The organism is Enterobacter sp. SECR19-1250, from assembly GCF_013391025.1.
Taxonomy (GTDB): domain Bacteria; phylum Pseudomonadota; class Gammaproteobacteria; order Enterobacterales; family Enterobacteriaceae; genus Enterobacter; species Enterobacter cloacae.
This window is the reverse complement of sequence record NZ_JACASJ010000001.1, coordinates 89,831-109,271: the sequence shown is the minus strand read 5'-3', so window position 1 is coordinate 109,271 and position 19,441 is coordinate 89,831. Positions and strand designations below refer to the sequence as shown.

19 protein-coding genes and 1 pseudogene are annotated in these 19,441 nt (G+C 56.2%); 10 read left to right on the top strand and 10 right to left on the bottom strand.

Annotated elements, in window-relative coordinates:
• Nucleotides 1-39 precede the first annotated feature (39 nt).
• Nucleotides 40-1,292, top strand: a pseudogene (locus tag HX884_RS00470) (MFS transporter).
• Nucleotides 1,293-1,296: 4 nt separating this feature from the next.
• Here HX884_RS00470 and HX884_RS00465 read toward each other — a convergent pair.
• Both HX884_RS00465 and HX884_RS00460 read right to left on the bottom strand, forming a co-directional pair.
• Complete coding sequence (locus HX884_RS00465) at nt 1,297-1,854, bottom strand: DcrB family lipoprotein (RefSeq protein ID WP_013099152.1); 558 nt, start codon at nt 1,852-1,854, stop codon at nt 1,297-1,299.
• 72 nt (nt 1,855-1,926) lie between these two features.
• Nucleotides 1,927-2,592, bottom strand: a complete 666-nt coding sequence (locus HX884_RS00460) for a 7-cyano-7-deazaguanine/7-aminomethyl-7-deazaguanine transporter (RefSeq protein ID WP_013099151.1) — start codon at nt 2,590-2,592, stop codon at nt 1,927-1,929.
• Between the two features lie 167 nt (nt 2,593-2,759).
• Here HX884_RS00460 and tusA point away from each other — a divergent pair, with 167 nt between their 5' ends.
• Nucleotides 2,760-3,002: a sulfurtransferase TusA gene (tusA, locus tag HX884_RS00455; RefSeq protein WP_014833603.1), complete on the top strand. Its 243-nt coding sequence runs from the start codon at nt 2,760-2,762 to the stop codon at nt 3,000-3,002.
• A 5-nt stretch (nt 3,003-3,007) separates the two neighbouring features.
• On the opposite strand, the gene HX884_RS00450 is transcribed toward tusA, so the two are convergent.
• From HX884_RS00450 to HX884_RS00430, 5 genes are all read right to left on the bottom strand, one after another.
• The gene (locus HX884_RS00450) at nt 3,008-4,306 is read right to left on the bottom strand and encodes a TRAP transporter large permease (protein ID WP_178327457.1); all 1,299 of its coding nucleotides are present in this window, start codon (nt 4,304-4,306) and stop codon (nt 3,008-3,010) included.
• Between the two features lie 10 nt (nt 4,307-4,316).
• Nucleotides 4,317-4,826 carry a TRAP transporter small permease gene (locus HX884_RS00445; RefSeq protein WP_013099148.1) on the bottom strand — a complete coding sequence of 170 codons (510 nt, stop codon included), beginning with the start codon at nt 4,824-4,826 and terminating at the stop codon, nt 4,317-4,319.
• Nucleotides 4,827-4,837: 11 nt separating this feature from the next.
• Nucleotides 4,838-5,809 carry a TRAP transporter substrate-binding protein gene (locus tag HX884_RS00440; RefSeq protein ID WP_013099147.1) on the bottom strand — a complete coding sequence of 324 codons (972 nt, stop codon included), beginning with the start codon at nt 5,807-5,809 and terminating at the stop codon, nt 4,838-4,840.
• Between the two features lie 196 nt (nt 5,810-6,005).
• On the bottom strand, nt 6,006-8,180 hold the full coding sequence (gene zntA / locus HX884_RS00435) for a Zn(II)/Cd(II)/Pb(II) translocating P-type ATPase ZntA (RefSeq protein ID WP_178327456.1): 2,175 nt from the start codon (nt 8,178-8,180) through the stop codon (nt 6,006-6,008).
• 76 nt (nt 8,181-8,256) lie between these two features.
• Nucleotides 8,257-8,883 carry a lysoplasmalogenase gene (locus tag HX884_RS00430; RefSeq protein ID WP_013099145.1) on the bottom strand — a complete coding sequence of 209 codons (627 nt, stop codon included), beginning with the start codon at nt 8,881-8,883 and terminating at the stop codon, nt 8,257-8,259.
• A gap of 129 nt (nt 8,884-9,012) precedes the next feature.
• Between HX884_RS00430 and HX884_RS00425 the strand changes: the two genes are divergently transcribed.
• Entirely contained in the window at nt 9,013-9,369 is a 357-nt protein-coding gene (locus HX884_RS00425; RefSeq protein WP_178327455.1) for a DUF2500 domain-containing protein, read from the top strand.
• A gap of 54 nt (nt 9,370-9,423) precedes the next feature.
• On the opposite strand, the gene HX884_RS00420 is transcribed toward HX884_RS00425, so the two are convergent.
• Entirely contained in the window at nt 9,424-9,705 is a 282-nt protein-coding gene (locus tag HX884_RS00420; RefSeq protein ID WP_013099143.1) for a DUF1145 family protein, read from the bottom strand.
• Nucleotides 9,689-10,291, bottom strand: a complete 603-nt coding sequence (gene rsmD / locus HX884_RS00415) for a 16S rRNA (guanine(966)-N(2))-methyltransferase (protein WP_029883606.1) — start codon at nt 10,289-10,291, stop codon at nt 9,689-9,691. Before rsmD ends, HX884_RS00420 begins: the two co-directional genes overlap by 17 nt.
• Nucleotides 10,292-10,418: 127 nt before the next feature.
• On the opposite strand from rsmD, the gene ftsY reads away from it, so the two are divergent.
• From ftsY to livJ, 6 genes are all read left to right on the top strand, one after another.
• Complete coding sequence (ftsY, locus tag HX884_RS00410; protein WP_023621804.1) at nt 10,419-11,876, top strand: signal recognition particle-docking protein FtsY; 1,458 nt, start codon at nt 10,419-10,421, stop codon at nt 11,874-11,876.
• A 2-nt stretch (nt 11,877-11,878) separates the two neighbouring features.
• A complete protein-coding gene (ftsE, locus tag HX884_RS00405; protein WP_013099140.1) occupies nt 11,879-12,550 on the top strand; it encodes a cell division ATP-binding protein FtsE in 672 nt (223 codons plus the stop codon).
• On the top strand, nt 12,537-13,592 hold the full coding sequence (ftsX, locus tag HX884_RS00400) for a permease-like cell division protein FtsX (RefSeq protein WP_013099139.1): 1,056 nt from the start codon (nt 12,537-12,539) through the stop codon (nt 13,590-13,592). The genes ftsE and ftsX overlap by 14 nt, the downstream gene beginning before the upstream one ends.
• Nucleotides 13,593-13,843: 251 nt before the next feature.
• Nucleotides 13,844-14,701 carry an RNA polymerase sigma factor RpoH gene (rpoH, locus tag HX884_RS00395; protein ID WP_008500093.1) on the top strand — a complete coding sequence of 286 codons (858 nt, stop codon included), beginning with the start codon at nt 13,844-13,846 and terminating at the stop codon, nt 14,699-14,701.
• Nucleotides 14,702-14,837: 136 nt separating this feature from the next.
• A complete protein-coding gene (locus HX884_RS00390) occupies nt 14,838-16,103 on the top strand; it encodes a 4-aminobutyrate--2-oxoglutarate transaminase (protein ID WP_178327454.1) in 1,266 nt (421 codons plus the stop codon).
• A 196-nt stretch (nt 16,104-16,299) separates the two neighbouring features.
• Nucleotides 16,300-17,400, top strand: coding sequence for a branched chain amino acid ABC transporter substrate-binding protein LivJ (gene livJ / locus HX884_RS00385; protein ID WP_072264484.1), 1,101 nt, complete (start codon nt 16,300-16,302; stop codon nt 17,398-17,400).
• Between the two features lie 91 nt (nt 17,401-17,491).
• On the opposite strand, the gene panM is transcribed toward livJ, so the two are convergent.
• Nucleotides 17,492-17,875, bottom strand: coding sequence for an aspartate 1-decarboxylase autocleavage activator PanM (gene panM, locus HX884_RS00380; protein ID WP_178327453.1), 384 nt, complete (start codon nt 17,873-17,875; stop codon nt 17,492-17,494).
• Nucleotides 17,876-18,299: 424 nt separating this feature from the next.
• Here panM and livK point away from each other — a divergent pair, with 424 nt between their 5' ends.
• Nucleotides 18,300-19,409: a high-affinity branched-chain amino acid ABC transporter substrate-binding protein LivK gene (gene livK, locus HX884_RS00375; RefSeq protein ID WP_028028112.1), complete on the top strand. Its 1,110-nt coding sequence runs from the start codon at nt 18,300-18,302 to the stop codon at nt 19,407-19,409.
• Nucleotides 19,410-19,441: the final 32 nt, after the last annotated feature.

Below are 19,441 nucleotides of genomic sequence, written 5' to 3'. Positions count from 1 at the left end.
GAAAGTCGCTGCTGATTTTCTGCTGGCGTCGTGGTAATAGTGAAACACTGTTGCAAAAATCCAGGTAAAACCTCATGCCCGAACCCGCCGCCGAACCGGCATTAAGCGGATTACGCCTTAATCTGCGCATTGTCTCCGTTGTGATTTTTAACTTTGCCAGTTATCTGACGATTGGCCTGCCGCTGGCGGTGTTGCCGGGCTATGTGCATGACGTGATGGGGTTTAGCGCATTCTGGGCGGGGCTGGTGATTAGCCTGCAGTACTTCGCCACGCTGTTGAGCCGCCCGCATGCGGGTCGCTACGCGGATCTGTTCGGGCCGAAGAGCATTGTGATCACAGGATTATGCGGCTGTTTTCTCAGTGGCCTGAGTTACCTGCTGGCGGCAACGACCAGCCACTGGCCGTTGGTCAGCCTGGTGCTGCTGTGCCTGGGCCGGGTGATCCTCGGTATTGGGCAGAGCCTGGCAGGAACCGGCTCGACGCTGTGGGGCGTAGGCGTGGTCGGGGCACCGCACATTGGCCGGGTGATCTCCTGGAACGGCATTGTCACCTACGGGGCAATGGCGCTTGGCGCCCCGCTTGGGGTGATGTGCTATGCGTATGGCGGACTGTACGGGCTGGCGGGCACCATTATGGTGGTCGCGCTGGTGGCGATCCTGTTTGCCCTGCCGCGTCCGAAAGTGAAGGCCAGCAAAGGTAAACCGCTGCCGTTCCGGGCAGTGCTGGGGCGCGTCTGGCCGTATGGTATGGCACTGGCGCTGGCAACTACCGGCTTTGGGGTGATCGCCACCTTTATCACGCTGTTTTATGACGCCAAAGGCTGGGATGGGGCGGCCTTTGCGTTAACCCTGTTCAGCTGTGCGTTTGTGGGTGCCCGTTTGCTCTTCCCGAACGGTATTAACCGCCTGGGCGGGCTGAATGTGGCGATGATCTGCTTTGCGGTTGAGATTGTCGGGCTGCTGCTGACCGGTATAGCGACCGCGCCGTGGATGGCAAAAGTTGGCGTGTTCTTCGCCGGAGCCGGTTTTTCGCTGGTCTTCCCGGCGCTGGGTGTGGTGGCGGTGAAAGCCGTGCCGCCGCAGAATCAGGGGGCGGCGCTGGCAACCTACACGGTGTTTATGGATATGTCGTTGGGCATTACCGGGCCGCTGGCAGGGCTGGTCATGGCCTGGGCAGGTGTGCCGGTTATCTATCTTGCGGCTGCGGGTCTGGTGGTGATGGCCCTGATGCTCACGTGGCGGCTAAAAAAATGGCCCCCGGTGCAGGCACCGGAGGCCACGTCATCATCCTGACGTGTTACTGAATCACGATGGTGTTGATGATGTTTTCAGCGGCAGTCTGCGCTTTCTGCTGATCTTCCGCTGGCAGGGTGATCTGCAGGGTCAGCAGTTTGTTATCAACCTTACCCAGTACCACGGAAGAGTAAGCCGTCTGACCTTTTGCAGAGATAATGCTGTCCAGCTGCTGCAGCGTGTGGCCTTTCAGTTCGATGGACTTGTTCGTCACCACCTGCAGCTGCGGGTCGCGGCTGCGCTGCTGATCTTCCAGACGTTTGGACAGCACGGCCAGGTCTTCGCTGGTATCGTCGCCCACAATCACAATCACCGCTTTCTGCCCGGTTGCATCGGAATAGACGTGCATGTTGTTCGCCTGGGTACCCAGCTTGCCGCTCTGGTCAGTCATATCCGCTGGCAGAGAGAAGCTGAGTTTACCGTCCAGCAGGTTCACCGGCTGACCGGTTGCGTTGCTCTCTGCAGACGCGCCCTGAGCAGGCGTTTTCGTGTCGCTGTTATCACAGGCTGCAAGGCCGACAACCAGCAGGCCAATCCCGACATATTTAACCAGATTGCGCATTGACTTCTTCCTTTCGATAAACGGCCATAACGGCTCATTTGTCCATCTTATCACAACTGATAAAGCGAACCCTTAACCAGCCTGCAATGCTGTGATTTCAGATTTATCTGCCAGTCTTTTCAGCAGCATATTCAGCAGCACGCCGTACATCGGCAGGAAGAAGACAATGCTGATAAGCACCTTGAAGCAGTAGTCCACCAGCGCAATTTCCATCCAGTGTTCGGCCATAAACGCATCCGGGCTGTGCCAGAAGGCAATGAAGAAGAAGGCCAGCGTATCGCTGACGTTGCCGAACAGCGTCGAGGCGGTGGGGGCCATCCACCAGCGGTGATTCTGACGCAGGCGGTTAAATACGTGCACGTCGAGGATCTGCCCCAGCGCATAGGCCATAAAGCTTGCCGTGGCGATTCGGGCAACAAACAGGTTGAAGTGGGTTAACGCCTCAAAGCCCTGCCAGCTCCCCATGTAAAACAGGGAGGAAATAACGTACGACACGAACAGCGCCGGCAGCATGACCGCAAAAATAATGCGGCGAGCCAGCGGAGCGCCAAAAATACGCACGGTCAGATCGGTGGCGAGAAAAATAAACGGGAAGCTGAACGCGCCCCAGGTGGTATGGAAACCAAAGATGGCGATCGGCAGCTGCACCAGATAGTTACTGGAGGTGATCACCAGCAGATGAAAAAGCGAAAGCCAGAACAACGCTTTTACGCGCTGCGATTCAGAAAACGGCGTCATATTGTGACCTTTTTATACGTTGGGGTGAGGGAACCCAATAAAAACCGCAGCATGATACTGCTTTGGCAGGACAATGCAATGGTTAGTTTTTACGCAACCGTTAACCTGGTTTGCATTGCTGGCTACGGGGCGTAAACTACAGCCGTTTTTATCTGACCGAGAACACCATGACCGATCTGTTTTCCACTCCAGACCACACCCTTGATGCGCAGGGCCTCCGCTGCCCTGAGCCGGTAATGATGGTGCGCAAAACCGTGCGCAATATGCAAACCGGCGAAACGCTGCTGATCATCGCTGACGATCCGGCAACCACCCGCGATATCCCCGGTTTTTGTACCTTTATGGAGCATGAACTGGTGGCACAGCAGACCGAAGCGCTGCCGTACCGGTATTTGATCCGCAAGGGGTAACCCCCTTACTGCATGCCTAACAATCCCGGCAGCCACAGCGAAATCGCCGGGATGTACGTTATCATTCCCAGCACCAGCACCAGCACCAGCAGCAGCATGCCGTAAAACGGTAGCATCGCGCGCACCACATGTTCGATTTTCTGCTTGCTTACCGCACTGGCCACAAACAGCACCGAACCCACTGGCGGCGTGATAAGCCCGATCCCCAGATTCACCATCATGATCATCCCGAAATGGACCGGGTCGATCCCAAGCGACTGGGTCACCGGCAACAGCACCGGCGTCAGGATCAGAATGATCGGCGCCATATCCATCAGGGTGCCAATCAGCAGCAGCATGATGTTGAGGTACATCAGGATCACGTACTTGTTATCCGAGAGCGAGGTGAAGAACGCCGTGATGCGCACAGGCAACTGCATGTAGGTCATCACCGCGCCAAACGCCGCCGCAAAGCCAATCAAGATCATTACGATAGTGACCGTTTTCACCGTCCGGCACATCAACTTCGGCAGTTCGCTCCACGTGTAGTCGCGGTAGATAAACATGGTGACAAAGAATGCCCACAGACAGGCGACCGCCGCGGATTCGGTGGCGGTGAATATCCCGGACATGATCCCGCCGAGGATAATTACCACCGTCATCAGCCCCCAGAGAGCGTCCAGCAAAATCTTCAGCGCCTGTTTAAAGGGGATCTTTTCGCCTTTTGGATAGCCGCGCTTATGGGCAAAGCACAGACACAGCGTCATCAGGCACAGTCCCAGCAGCAGCCCCGGCAGCACGCCTGCGATAAACAACGTGGCAATGGAGACCGTACCGCCTGCGGCCAGCGAGTAGATCACCGAGTTGTGGCTGGGCGGGATTAAAATCGCCTGCACCGACCCGCTGGCGGTGACCGCCGCCGCATACTCGCGGGGATACCCCTTTCTCTCCATCTCCGGGATCATCACGCTGCCAATGGAGGCCGTGTCCGCCACCGATGAACCGGAAATCGCGCCGAAAAAGGTGGAGGCCACAATATTCACCAGCGACAGCCCGCCGCGAATAAAACCGACAAAGACATACGCGAAATTCACCAGCCGTCGGGCGATGCCACCTTCCGCCATGATCGCCCCCGCCAGGATGAAAAACGGGATCGCCAGCAGGGTAAATTTGTTAACCCCGCTGGTGATCTGGATCATCAGCGCTTCGAGCGGTAACTCGATCCACAACGCGCCCGCGACGGCGCTTAAGCCGACGGCAAACGCCACCGGCATACCCAGCGCCAGCAAAATGGCGAGGGTGAATAACAAAACGAATGCATCCATTGTTCACCCCTTAACTGTGGTTGCCGATCAGCACCACAGGACGGTTTTCCTGTGAGCCAAACAGCAGACGTTCAATGACAAACAGGATCAGCACCGCAGAACCAATCGGCAGCGGCAGATAACTCTCCCCTGACGTCAGGATCGGAAACTCGGCGACCGGCTGCTCCCAGAGCTCGACACACAGCCAGTAGCTGTACCAGAACATAATCAGCGAGATCAGCAGCATCAGCAGATCCACCACGCGCGCACACGCTGTTTTCAGCATGTCTGGCAGTCGGTCGGTCAGCATGTTCACCGCGATGTGTGACCCGGCACGGTAGCTCACCGCCGCGCCGATAAACGTAAAGGTCACCATGCAGATGATGGCAATCGGCTCCGGCCAGGATTCACCGCGATTCAGCACATAGCGCGAGAAGATGCCAATCGGGATCACCACCGTCATCACCAGCAGCGCGCATCCCGCTACGCCCATGGCGAGCAGATACAGCCGGTCCATCCACTTCAGGTAGAGTTCGGACATACGTTCTCCGTTTACTGAACGTCAGCAATGGCTTTCATCAGGTCCTGATGCTTTTCGCCATACTGCGCGCGCACCGGCTCTGTGGCTTTGATAAATACCGATTTGTCGATCTCGTGGAACTGCACGCCACCGGCTTTCATCTTCGCCAGCGCCTCGGCGTTATAGGCCTGCCACAGCTTGCGCTGTTCGAACTGCGCTTCACGCGCCAGGGTCAGGATTTTCTGCTGTTCGTCTGCGCTGAGCTTGTCCCATTTCACTTTCGAGTAGAGCAGCATTTCCGGGGTAATGAAGTGGCCGCTGAGGGTATAGTTTTTGGCGATCGGCATATAGTTATGGGCGATGAAGGTCGGCGGATTATTCTCAGCGCCGTCGATTACGCCGGTCTGCATGCCGCTGTAGACCTCACTGACCCCCATTGCCACCGAGTTAGCCCCCATGTCTTTCAGTGTCGCCAGCGCCACCGGGCTTCCCTGAACGCGGATTTTTTTGCCTTTCAGATCCTCCGGTTTGACGATCGGCGTTTTGGTGATCAGGTTACGGGTGCCGGAATCCATCCAGCCGAGAAACACCAGCCGCGATTTGGGGTTGGCGGTCAGTTTGTCGCCAATCTGCTTGCCGATATCGCCGTCGATGACTTTGTGCATGTGGTCTTCATCGCGAAACACATAGGGGAGGGTAAAGACTTCGATATCGGGCAGGATCGCCGCCACCGGAGCCATGGAGACACGGATCATGTCGATCGCCCCCATCTGCGCCTGTTCAATCATCTGCTTTTCATCCCCGAGCACGCCGCCGGGAAAGACCTTGATCTCCAGCTTGCCGTCGGTTTGTTGTTTGAGTTTCTCCCCCATGTGCTGTACGGCTACCACGTTCGGGTAGCCTTCAGGATGCACATCGGCGGCTTTAATGGTTTGCGCAGAAACGGAGCAGGCAAAAGCAGACAGACACAGAGCGGCCAGTAACGGCTTGAGGGTCGTTTTCATCAAGTCAACTCCAGGGTAGTGAGGTAAGTGTTAAAACGGTGTTTTAGTTTTGTACGTTTAAAAATTACACTATGGCCTGGAAAACGGAGGTGAAGCGCCTCACAAAAGCGTGAATTTCTGAAACGCTGGTTTAGATTTTTGAGAAGGGAAGGCCGGGTTGCCGTTACGCTTTACCCGGCCAGGTGTGCATTGCGTGTTATTTGCGTCGCAGTAAGCGGAGCGCGTTGGCCGTCACCAGCACCGTCGCGCCGGTATCCGCCAGCACCGCCAGCCACAGCCCGGTGATGCCGAGCAGGGTGGTGACGAGGAAAATCCCTTTCAGCCCCAGGGCGATGCTGATGTTCTGGCGAATATTGGCGCGCGTGGCGCGTGCCAGGGAAATCATCTGCGCCAGCCCGGTCAGGCGGTTATGGGTGAGCGCGGCATCGGCGGTTTCCAGCGCCACGTCGGTACCGCTGCCCATGGCAATCCCGATGGTGGATGCTTTCATCGCTGGCGCATCGTTGATTCCGTCGCCGATCATCGCCAGCGGAGCATGGCTGTTCAGCTCCGTCACGGCACTGACCTTGTCCGCAGGCAGTAATCCGGCCTTAAAGTCCAGCCCCAGCTCTCCGGCAATCGCGGCGGCGGCACGCGGGTTATCGCCGGTGAGGATCACACCCTGGACACCCAGCTGATGGAGCGCCGCGACGGCCTCTTTCGCATCATCACGCAGAGTATCGCGCAGTGCCAGCATGCCTTTGGCGACGCCGTCCTGCATGACGGTCACGACAGTTTGTCCGGTCTGTTCTAACGCCTCAACCTCTGGGTTAGAAGACTTACCCGCCGCGACAATCAGCACCTTTTTACCGTCGATGTCGGCCTCAATCCCGGACCCAACCAGCGCCCGCTGTGCCGTTGCCGTCGGAATTGCCAGCCCGCGCGACTGCGCTTCACGCACAATCGCCTGCGCCAGCGGGTGAGTGGAACCCTGCTCTACGGCGGCGGCCAGCGTAAGCAGTTCATCTTCACCGATATCCTGCGGATACACGCCGGTGACCTGCGGTTTCCCCACGGTCAGGGTGCCGGTTTTATCGAACGCCACCTGCTGCACCTGGCTTAACTGTTCCAGCGCCGCGCCGCCTTTTATCAGGGCACCGCGACGTGCCGCTGCCGCCAGACCGGAGGTAATGGCCGCCGGGGTGGAGATCACCAGCGCACACGGACAGCCAATCAGCAGCAGGGTCAGACCTTTGTAAATCCAGCCTTCCCACGGCGCACCAAAGAACAGCGGCGGAACGATAGTGACCAGCAGGGCAACCAGCATGATGGCGGGGGTGTAAATCCGGCTGAAGCGGTCAATAAATCGCTCGACGGGGGCGCGACGCTCCTCGGCCTCTTCGATCAGTTTCAGGATACGGTCGATGGCGCTGTCACCGGGTTCGGAAAGTACCGTGAGCTGGACCAGACGGTCGACACTGGTGGCGCCCGCAGGTACTTTTTCACCGGCCGTGCGTTCAACCGGAATCGACTCCCCGGTGAGGGCGCTTTCGTCGAAGCTCGCGGTGGCGGTGAGCAGGGTACCGTCCGCAGGCAGGCGCCCTCCGGCGGCGACTTCAATCACATCGCCCGGACGCAGCGCGTTAATGGCCACCGTCTGGCGTTCGTTTCCTGTTACTCGTGTGGCGATTTCGGGCTTAAGCGCCATCAGGGCGCTGACCCCTTTACGCGCCCGGCTTGCCGCCCAGCCTTCAAGACGTTCGCCAATTAAGAACAGCAGCAGCACCATGGCCGCTTCCGCTGTGGCACCAATGAACAGCGCGCCGATAGCCGCCACGCTCATCAGCGTTTCGATGGCGAACCAGCTGCCGCTTTTCATCAGCCGCAGCGCCTGACGGGCAATGGGATACAACCCGACAAGCGTGGTGGCGATAAACGCCAGATTGCCAAACGGGTGGTTGATCTGTTCCAGACCCCAGCTCAGGGCCATCATCATCACGAGCGCGATAAGGGGCAGATTTTCTCGCAGCGGAGCGGTTTTTTCGGCGGGGGTCGTTTCGCTACGCAGGGAATAACCGGCCTGGCTGACGGCGGACACAACCTGCTCGCTAACGTCACTCTCGGCGCTGACCAGCAGTTTTTCGGTCGCAAAGCGCACCTGCACGTGGCTGACGCCGGGGATCTGTTTTACCGCATTTTCGACTTTGCGGGCGCAGGCCGCGCAATCCATGCCGTCAACCACCCAGCTGTAATGGTTTCCGCTTTCAGGCAGCGGCTGCGCGTTTTGCGTTTCGCATGCTCCTTCACAGCAGCAGTCATCTTTCGCCGGCACCGGGCTGAGCTTAAATGCTGAAAATTGTGGGGCTTTTTTAGGTGTTTCTGGAGTCGACATGGCACTCTCCGGTAATGATAATTTTCTCATTAACCGCAGCATACACTCTGGAGTCGACTCCAGAGTCAAGGCTTATTTAGATATACAGCGAACGCACAATCAGGAAGTGCCCGGCAAAGTAACAGGCGGAGGCAATCGCGTTATCAGCCCGGAAACGACGGCGATAGTGGCTGCCCAGCCAGACGATATTGCCGATTAACAGCAGCGCCGCGCCAAAGAAAGCGGACATCGCCTGTGAGGTTGGGCGGAAGAACCACAGTTCACCGGCCAGCCACACCATCACCAGCGTCATGGCAATAAACGTGCAGACGGGCAGACGCATCTCTTCCAGGCGTGACCAGATCACCGCGATCAACAGCGCGCCGATCACCAGCAGCACCAGCGGGAGCGGCCAGAAGAAGGATAGCGTCATCTGGCTGGCAAAGTAGATGGTGTAAAGCAGATGCGACAGGAAGAACGCCCCCACGGCATACAGCAGACGCTGACGCGGCAACAGGGTTAAGGCATCGCCAATCAGAGAAGCACACAGCCCGGCGAGGACCAGGTAGCTGATGGCGTTAAACATCGGCGCTTGCCAGGCAAGCAGCAGGAGCAGCAACAGCGTGACGGGTTTAAACAACCAGCGCTGCCAGGCCGGACCGCGGTATGACGCATCGACATAAAGCCATGCGGAAAAACAGACAGCGATAAATGACCAAAGCATATTAACTCCCTGTATCTGTTAAGGCTGAATAATCAGTTTCATCTTCAGTGTAGTGATGCGGGCAGGCGTTTGGCAATGCCGGGGGAGTCAGGGTATCCTGAATTCCGCATAATCTTATGGGATTGTTGAATGAGCAAGATGCCGCTGTTTTTCATTATCGTGGTGGCTATTATCGTCATTGCCGCCTCGTTCCGTTTTGTGCAGCAGCGCCGCGAGAAAGCGGATAACGACGCCGTGCCGTTGATGCAAAAGCGCGTGGTGGTGAGCAATAAACGCGAAAAACCCCTAAATGACCGGCGATCGCGCCAGCAACAGGTTACCCCTGCGGGAACGACCATGCGCTATGAAGCGAGCTTTAAGCCGGAAACGGGCGGCCTGGAGATGACCTTCCGCCTGGAGGCGCAGCAGTACCATCAGCTGACGGTAGGTGAGAAAGGGATGCTGAGTTACAAAGGGTCGCGGTTTGAAGGGGTCAGGGCTGAATAATACGGTCCCCTCTCCCAGTGGGAGAGGGTTAGGGTGAGGGCATCAGACCGCACCTTACTTCTTCACCTGCGCCTTAAACTTCTTCATCCACACCAGCAGTTCAAACACGCCGAAAATAAACACGCGCAGCTGCTGCCAGCCGGTCATCTGCGGGCCGTCTTTTGGCAGGCCATTTTTCAGCATCACCATCTGCAGGGCATGCATGAAGGTGGTAAAGATAAACGCCACGTTCACAAAGATATTCATCGGGCGCGGGAACGGATGCACCAGATTGAGCAGTAAAAACGCCCAGACGCACAGCATCAGCAAACGTCCCAGATTAATCAGTACTGGCATTGGATTCTCCTTGTGCCTGACGATGATACAGACGATAAGCGACCTGACCCGCCACTTTTTCGCGGTGTAAATCCCAGTGAACCGGCACTGGCGGTAGCCCGTTTTCCACTTCGCTTTCAACGTAAATCAGCGCGTCATCCGCCAGCCAGCCGTTGCTTTCCAGCAGGGATAACGTCTCTTCCAGCAGCCCCTTACGGAACGGCGGATCGACAAACACCACGTTGTGTGGCGTGCCAGGCTGCGCGAGGAAACTGAGCGTATTGGTGTTCACCACTTTGGCGTTGGTGGCTTTCAGCGTCGCCAGATTTTGCTGCAGCGTCTGCGCGACGCCGCGCTCCATCTCCAGCAGCGTGGCGCTGGCGGCGTAGCGCGAGAGGGCTTCCAGCCCTAATGCGCCGCTGCCCGCAAAGCAGTCGAGGCAGTGGGCGTCTACCATTGACGGGGCCAGCCAGTTAAACAGCGTTTCACGCACGCGGTCGGTGGTTGGGCGTAAACCGGGGCTGTCCGGCACCGGGAGTTTCCGGCCTCGCCACTGGCCACCGATAATACGAATTTGACCGGCTGGGGCGCGGTTGGGTTTCTTCATCTCAGGAAAGCTCTGTTAACAATTGGCCTGCGATTGCGGGCGGTGATGTCAATTAAGTAAAGTGTTAGACTATTTCATCATTTTTTTAGCTTCCATGTATATAGCGCCGCGAGGAGTGTAGTCGCAGATGGCAAAACAAAAAAAACGTGGCTTCTTTTCCTGGCTGGGTTTCGGTGAAAAAGAGCAAGAAACAGAACAGAAAACCGAAGAACAACAAGCCGTTGAAGAGCAGTCTCAGCCTGAAACGCCTGTAGAAACCGCCGCGGTTGTCGAAGCGGAAGAGCATGCGCACAGCAAAGAAGAGACTGAAGCCTTTGCTGAAGAGGTGGTTGAGGTCACCGAACAGGTTCAGGAGAGCGAAAAGCCAGAACCTGTTGTTGAAGCGGTTACTGAAGCGCCGCAGGCCGTTATCGAACATGAAGAGTTGCCGCTGCCGGAAGAGGTAAAAGCGGAGGACGTTTCCCCTGAAGAGTGGCAGGCCGAAGCGGAAACCGTGGAAATTGTCGACGCGGTGGAAGAAGAAGCGGCACATGAGCCGGCGCTGACCGACGAAGAGCTGGAAGCCCAGGCGCTGGCCGCTCAGGCGGCTGAAGAAGCGGTTATCGTCGTGCCCGTGGAAGAGCAGGCCGAAGAGGAGATCGTTCAGGAGCAGGAAAAACCGACCAAAGAAGGTTTCTTTGCCCGCCTGAAACGCAGCCTGTTAAAAACCAAAGAAAATTTAGGTTCCGGATTTATCAGTCTGTTCCGCGGCAAAAAGATCGACGACGATCTGTTTGAAGAGCTGGAAGAGCAGTTGCTGATTGCGGACGTTGGGGTGGAAACCACCCGTAAGATCATCGCCAACCTGACCGAAGGGGCGAGCCGCAAACAGCTGCGCGACGCCGAAGCGCTGTACGGCCTGCTGAAAGACGAGATGGGTGAAATTCTCGCAAAAGTTGACGAACCGCTTAATATTGAAGGCAAAACGCCATTTGTTATTCTGATGGTTGGCGTTAACGGTGTCGGGAAAACCACCACCATCGGCAAACTGGCGCGTCAGTTCGAGCAGCAGGGTAAAACGGTGATGCTGGCGGCGGGTGATACCTTCCGCGCGGCGGCGGTTGAACAGCTGCAGGTGTGGGGCCAGCGCAACAACATTCCGGTGATTGCGCAGCACACCGGTGCAGATTCCGCGTCCGTGATCTTTGACGCCATCCAGGCGGCGAAGTCGCGAAATGTGGATGTCCTGATTGCCGATACCGCAGGGCGTTTGCAGAACAAATCGCACCTGATGGAAGAGTTGAAGAAAATCGTCCGCGTCATGAAGAAGCTGGACGAAGACGCACCGCATGAAATTATGCTGACCATCGATGCCAGCACCGGACAGAACGCCGTCAGCCAGGCGAAGTTGTTCCATGAAGCGGTAGGACTGACCGGGATCACGCTGACCAAACTGGACGGCACCGCGAAAGGCGGGGTGATCTTCTCCGTGGCCGATCAGTTCGGCATTCCTATTCGTTACATCGGTGTGGGCGAGCGTATTGAGGATTTGCGTCCGTTTAAGGCGGACGACTTTATTGAGGCATTATTTGCCCGAGAGGACTAACAATGATTCGCTTTGAACACGTCAGCAAGGCCTATCTCGGTGGGAGACAAGCGCTGCAGGGGGTGACCTTCCACCTGCAGCCAGGCGAGATGGCATTCCTGACCGGCCATTCCGGCGCGGGGAAAAGTACCCTGCTCAAGCTTATCTGTGGGATTGAACGGCCAAGCGCCGGGAAAATCTGGTTCAGCGGCCATGAAATTAGCCGTCTTAAGAACCGCGAAGTGCCGTTCCTGCGTCGCCAGATCGGGATGATTTTCCAGGATCACCACCTGCTGATGGATCGCACCGTTTTCGATAACGTGGCGATCCCGCTGATTATTGCCGGTGCCAGCTATGATGATATCCGCCGTCGCGTCTCTGCGGCGCTGGATAAGGTCGGGCTGCTGGACAAAGCGAAGAACTTTCCGATCCAGCTCTCTGGCGGTGAACAGCAGCGTGTGGGCATTGCCCGTGCGGTGGTGAACAAGCCTGCGGTATTGCTGGCGGATGAACCGACCGGTAACCTGGACGACGCCCTTTCTGAAGGGATTTTGCGTCTGTTTGAGGAATTCAACCGCGTTGGGGTGACGGTATTGATGGCGACGCACGACATCGGGCTCATTTCCCGCCGTTCGTACCGCATGCTGACCCTGAGCGACGGGCATTTGCACGGAGGCCACGGTGAACAAGCGTGATGCAATGAACCAGATTCGGCAGTTCGGGAACCGGTTTGACCGTTTCCGTAAGCCGCAGGGTGGCGGTGACGGTAACCGTAATGCGCCGAAGCGGGCGAAAGCCGCGCCGAAGCCAAACTCCCGCAAAACCAACGTGTTCAATGAACAGGTACGCTACGCCTTCCACGGCGCGTTGCAGGATCTGAAAAGTAAACCGCTGGCGACGTTCCTGACGGTGATGGTTATCGCCATTTCGCTGACGCTGCCAAGCGTCTGCTATATGGTCTATAAGAACGTGAATCAGGCGGCGTCGCAGTATTATCCGTCTCCGCAGATCACGGTCTATCTGGACAAAGCGCTCGACGATAACGCCGCGGCGCAGGTGGTGGGGCAAATCCAGGCCGAGAAGGGCGTGGAGAAGGTGAACTACCTTTCCCGCGAAGAAGCGCTGGGTGAGTTCCGTAACTGGTCAGGCTTTGGCGGCGCGCTGGATATGCTCGAAGAGAACCCGCTGCCGGCCGTGGCGGTGGTGATCCCGAAGCTCGACTTCCAGGGAACGGATTCACTTAATACGCTGCGCGACCGCATCTCTACCATTAAAGGCATTGATGAAGTGCGTATGGACGACAGCTGGTTTGCGCGTCTTGCCGCACTGACCGGGCTGGTGGGGCGCGTGTCGGCGATGATTGGCGTGCTGATGGTTGCGGCGGTGTTCCTCGTCATCGGTAACAGCGTGCGCCTGAGCATTTTCGCCCGCCGCGATACCATCAACGTGCAAAAGCTGATTGGTGCGACGGATGGCTTCATCCTGCGTCCGTTCCTTTATGGCGGCGCATTGCTCGGTTTTTCCGGCGCATTTCTTTCACTGATATTGTCAGAAATTTTGGTGATGCGGCTCTCCTCCGCCGTGACCGAGGTGGCGCAGGTCTTCGGAACTAAGTTTGATATCAGTGGCTTAGGGTTCGATGAGTGCCTTCTTCTGCTGCTGGTCTGCTCCATGATTGGCTGGGTGGCAGCATGGCTGGCGACGGTTCAACATTTACGCCACTTTACTCCCGACTAAGAAAAGCGTGATATAATCTTTCCCTGCACCGAGATGTTCGCTCTGCAGGGAAAGCGTCCCTGTTGTCTCTTCCCCTGTTATCATCTCCATGTCACATTTTGTGCGTAATTTATTCACCGTTGCACCTGGAACTTGTGGATAAAATCACTGTCTGATAAAAGAGTGAATGCTAATCTCGTTGCTCAAACGCTTTGGCATGGTTGTTGCCTGATGGGGACAACCTGGACCAGAAGAAACATTGAGAGGAATGAATGACCAAAGAAATGCAAACTTTAGCTTTAGCCCCTGTTGGTAACCTGGAATCGTATATCCGGGCTGCGAACACCTGGCCGATGTTAACGGCCGAGGAAGAAAAGGAGCTTGCTGAAAAGCTGCATTACCAGGGCGATCTGGAAGCAGCGAAAAAGCTGATCCTGTCTCACCTGCGCTTTGTTGTTCACATTGCTCGTAATTATGCGGGCTATGGCCTGCCGCAGGCGGACTTGATTCAGGAAGGTAACATCGGCCTGATGAAGGCTGTACGTCGCTTTAACCCGGAAGTGGGTGTACGACTGGTCTCCTTCGCTGTGCACTGGATCAAAGCAGAGATTCACGAATACGTGCTGCGCAACTGGCGTATCGTGAAAGTCGCCACGACAAAAGCGCAACGCAAACTCTTCTTCAACCTGCGTAAAACCAAGCAGCGTCTGGGCTGGTTCAATCAGGATGAAGTAGAAATGGTGGCGCGCGAGCTGGGTGTTTCCAGCAAAGACGTGCGTGAGATGGAATCCCGTATGGCCGCGCAGGACATGACTTTTGACATGTCTTCCGATGACGATGCGTCCGACAGCCAGCCAATGGCGCCGGTACTGTATCTGCAGGATAAGACCTCTAACTTTGCTGACGGCATTGAAGAGGACAACTGGGAAGATCAGGCCGCGAACAAGCTGAGCTATGCGATGGAAGGCCTTGACGAGCGTAGCCAGGATATTATCCGTGCCCGCTGGCTGGACGAAGACAACAAGTCCACGCTGCAGGAGCTGGCCGACCGCTACGGCGTGTCCGCTGAACGTGTGCGTCAGCTTGAAAAGAACGCCATGAAAAAACTTCGCGCCGCGATTGAAGCGTAATTTCCGCGAAGTATGACGAGAGCCCCTGGATGCGAATCCGGGGGTTTTGTTTTTTTAGCGCCCGCTCTGGCGAATTTCTCCCCCCTGGCAAACACTTACTGATGCGCTAAGCAGGCGACTTTTTCAGGGGGACAGGGTGAAAAATAACGAACTGAACGACCGGCGTTTACAGGCGACGCCGCGCGGCATCGGCGTGATGTGTAACTTCTATGCCGATAAAGCTGAAAACGCCACGGTGTGGGACGTCGAGGGCAACGAGTATATCGACTTTGCCGCCGGAATAGCGGTGCTGAACACCGGGCATCGCCATCCAAAAATCATTTCCGCCATTGAAAAACAACTTCATGCCTTCACCCACACGGCGTACCAGATTGTGCCGTACGAAGGCTATGTGTCGCTTGCCGAGCGAATCAACGCGCGTGTGCCGATTGACGGCCCGGCCAAAACCGCCTTCTTCTCAACGGGGGCAGAAGCCGTCGAAAACGCGGTAAAAATTGCCCGCGCATACACCAGACGCCCTGGCCTGATCGCCTTTGGCGGTGCTTTTCATGGACGCACCTCGATGACCATGGCGCTGACGGGGGAAGTTGCCCCTTACAAGCTGGGTTTCGGGCCGTTTCCTGGCTCGGTATATCACGCCCAATACCCCAATGAACTGCACGGTGTCAGTACGGCGGAGGCATTAAAAAGCCTAGAGCGTATCTTCAAAGCGGACATTGCCCCGGACCAGGTGGCAGCCATCATTATTGAACCGGTTCAGGGCGAGGGCGGTTTCAATATCGCACCGGCGGATTTTATGCAGGCCCTGCGCGCCCTGTGCGATACCCACGGTATTTTGCTGATCGCCGACGAGGTGCAAAGCGGTTTTGCGCGTACCGGAAAACTGTTCTCGATGGAACACCACTGCGTGAAGCCGGATCTGATCACCATGGCGAAAAGCCTGGCGGGTGGTATGCCGCTCTCGGCGGTGTCGGGCCGCGCCGAGGTGATGGACGCGCCTGCGCCTGGTGGACTGGGCGGTACCTACGCCGGTAACCCACTGGCGATCGCCGCCGCACATGCCGTGCTGGACGTGATTGATGAAGACGATCTTTGCACGCGCTCAGCGCACCTGGGTCATCATCTGGTGGAAGTACTGAACAAAGCGAAGGAACATTGTCCGTATATCGCGGATATCCGCGCGCAAGGCTCAATGGTGGCGGTGGAGTTTAACGATCCGCAATCCGGGCTGCCGTCACCGGAATTCACCCGTCAGGTTCAGGAGCGAGCCCTGCAGGAAGGCCTTCTGCTTCTGAGCTGCGGCGTGTACGGTAACGTCATCCGTTTCCTCTATCCGCTCACAATCCCTGAAGTGCAGTTCCGTAAAGCGCTGGACATTATTTCTGCGTCGCTGACTCGTTAAAGCCAGAAGCCCGGTGAAATTCCTGCCGGGCTTATCATATATTCATTTCAAATTTGCTATTCCAAAATCATAAAAATGGGGTATGTTTTAGCAGAGTATGCTGAAAAAGCGCGACTGGTATACCTATAACTGAAATAAAGCGCTACACAACAACATCACAACAATCGTAATAACCATAATAATGGGGAATCTCAGGATGAACATGAAGGGTAAAGCGTTACTGGCAGGATGTATCGCGTTGGCATTCAGCACCATGGCGCAGGCCGATATTAAAGTGGCCGTGGTGGGCGCGATGTCCGGTCCGGTAGCACAGTATGGCGACCAGGAATTTACGGGCGCAGAGCAGGCGGTTGCCGATATTAATGCGAAGGGCGGTATCAAAGGCGAAAAACTGCAGATCGTAAAATATGATGATGCCTGTGACCCGAAACAAGCGGTTGCCGTGGCGAACAAAGTGGTGAACGACGGCATCAAATACGTTATCGGTCACCTGTGCTCCTCTTCCACCCAGCCTGCGTCTGATATCTACGAAGACGAAGGCATCCTGATGATCACCCCGGCGGCAACGGCACCGGAGCTGACGTCGCGCGGCTATAAGCTGATCCTGCGCACCACCGGTCTGGACTCCGATCAGGGCCCAACGGCCGCCAAATACATTGTCGAAAAAGTGAAGCCGAAGCGTATCGCGATCGTTCATGACAAACAGCAGTACGGTGAAGGTCTGGCGCGCTCCGTGCAGGACAACCTGAAGAAAGCGAATGCTGACATCGTCTTCTTTGATGGTATCACCGCCGGTGAGAAAGACTTCTCTACCCTGGTAGCGCGTCTGAAGAAAGAGAATATCGACTTCGTTTACTACGGTGGCTACCACCCGGAAATGGGGCAGATCCTGCGTCAGGCTCGTGCAGCGGGTCTGAAAACCCAGTTCATGGGGCCGGAAGGGGTGGCGAACGTTTCCCTGTCTAACATTGCCGGTGAGTCTGCGGAAGGCCTGCTGGTGACCAAGCCGAAGAACTACGACCAGGTCCCTGCGAACAAACCGATTGTAGATGCCATTAAGGCGAAGAAACAGGATCCAAGCGGCGCATTCGTCTGGACCACCTACGCAGCACTGCAGTCTCTGCAGGCGGGTCTGAACCAGTCAGCCGATCCGGCTGAGATTGCCACCTGGCTGAAAGCGAACTCTGTTGATACCGTGATGGGGCCGCTCTCCTGGGATGAGAAGGGCGATCTGAAGGGCTTCGAGTTCGGCGTGTTTGACTGGCATGCCAACGGTACTGCTACTGACGCCAAATAAAAGCAAAAAGGCAACGTAAGTTGCCTTTTTTAATGTTTGCCCCCTCTCCCCGTGGGAGAGGGCTGGGGTGAGGGCATCAGGCCGCACAAATCTAGTGCTTCTCCCACCCATTTTTCTGCGCCGTAAACCCTAACGCCTGCATAAACGCCGCCATCACGCTACGGTCCTCCACGCCTACGTCGGCCATCCACCAGGAGGTAATGCTCGGGTTTTCACGGATCACTTCTTCAATCAGGTACTGTCCTACGCCGCGACGACGGGTGACGTCGCGCACGCGCAGAGAGTCCAGCGCCCCTTCCGTGCCGCTCAGCGTCACGCGCACAGCAGCCAGCAGACGCTCGTTGAAGCGCGCGGCGTAAATACGGTGGGTTTCGTCAACGCTCAGCGACGAAGGGGAATATTCCGGCCAGATCTTGCCCAGGTCGATATGATCCTGGTCGCTAAAGGTCACCAGACGAACGATAGTCAGTTTCATTAGCTGCTTGTCCAAATCAAATTGAGTAGAGGCAGTGTACTCAATTTATTCGCTCAGCGGCTTCCTCTTTTTATTCCCCGTTACCAGGTGATTAGTTTTTTGCCAGGGCGAAGTGCAGTTTGAAAACACATGGATCGAAAAATAAGCAGAATTTTAACCTGAATGGCAGTGATTTATTCGGCGCTTTGTGCCGTTATTTTATGCTGCAAACTGCACTTTTATTTGTTTATCTCTGCCTGATTTCAGAATATTATCTTTGCTTAATCGCCTGAAAAATAGAGATTTTAGTCTGGTTTTTGATAAAAACCTGCGCTAAACCATTAAAGGCACTGGTAAAAATAGCGTTGTGCATTAAAAGTACAGAATGCTTTTTAACCATAATAAAACAAAATATATACACGACATCACGAATGGGGATTCAGAGATGAAAAGGAACGCGAAGACGTTAATCGCGGGCATGGTTGCATTGTCTCTCTCGCATGCAGCCATGGCGGAAGAGATTAAAGTTGCGGTGGTCGGTGCCATGTCCGGGCCTGTTGCCCAGTGGGGTGACATGGAGTTCAACGGCGCACGTCAGGCAATTAAAGACATCAACGCCAAAGGTGGCATCAAAGGCGACAAGCTGGTGGGCGTGGAATACGACGACGCCTGCGATCCAAAACAGGCCGTCGCGGTGGCGAACAAAATCGTGAACGATGGCATCCAGTATGTGATCGGCCATCTGTGCTCATCGTCCACTCAGCCTGCGTCTGATATCTACGAAGACGAAGGTATTCTGATGATTACCCCTGGTGCCACCAACCCGGAGCTGACCCAGCGCGGCTACCAGCATATTATGCGTACCGCCGGTCTGGACTCCTCCCAGGGGCCAACCGCGGCGAAATACATCCTCGAGACAGTTAAACCGCAGCGCATTGCCATTATTCATGACAAACAGCAGTACGGCGAAGGCCTGGCGCGTTCCGTTCAGGACGGGCTGAAAAAAGGCGGCGCAAATATCGTCTTCTTCGACGGGATTACCGCGGGTGAGAAAGATTTCTCTGCGCTGATCGCCCGTCTGCAAAAAGAGAATATCGACTTCGTTTACTACGGTGGTTATTACCCGGAAATGGGCCAGATGCTGCGCCAGGCGCGCTCGGTCGGTCTGAAAACCCAGTTCATGGGGCCAGAAGGCGTGGGTAACGCCTCCCTGTCTAACATCGCCGGGGATGCCGCTGAAGGCATGCTGGTGACGATGCCAAAACGCTATGACCAGGATCCGGCGAACAAGGCTATCGTGGATGCGCTCAAGGCGCAGAAGAAAGATCCAAGTGGTCCATACGTCTGGATCACCTACGCCGCCGTGCAGTCACTGGCCACCGCGCTGGACCGTACTGGCAGCAAAGAACCGCTGGATCTGGTGAAAGATTTAAAAGCACACGGGGCGAACACCGTGATTGGGCCGCTGAACTGGGATGAGAAAGGCGATCTGAAGGGATTTGAATTTGGTGTCTTTAAGTGGCACGCCGACGGTTCGTCTTCGGCCGCCAAATAATTATCCCGCCGCCCGGACCGCCGGGCGGGTAT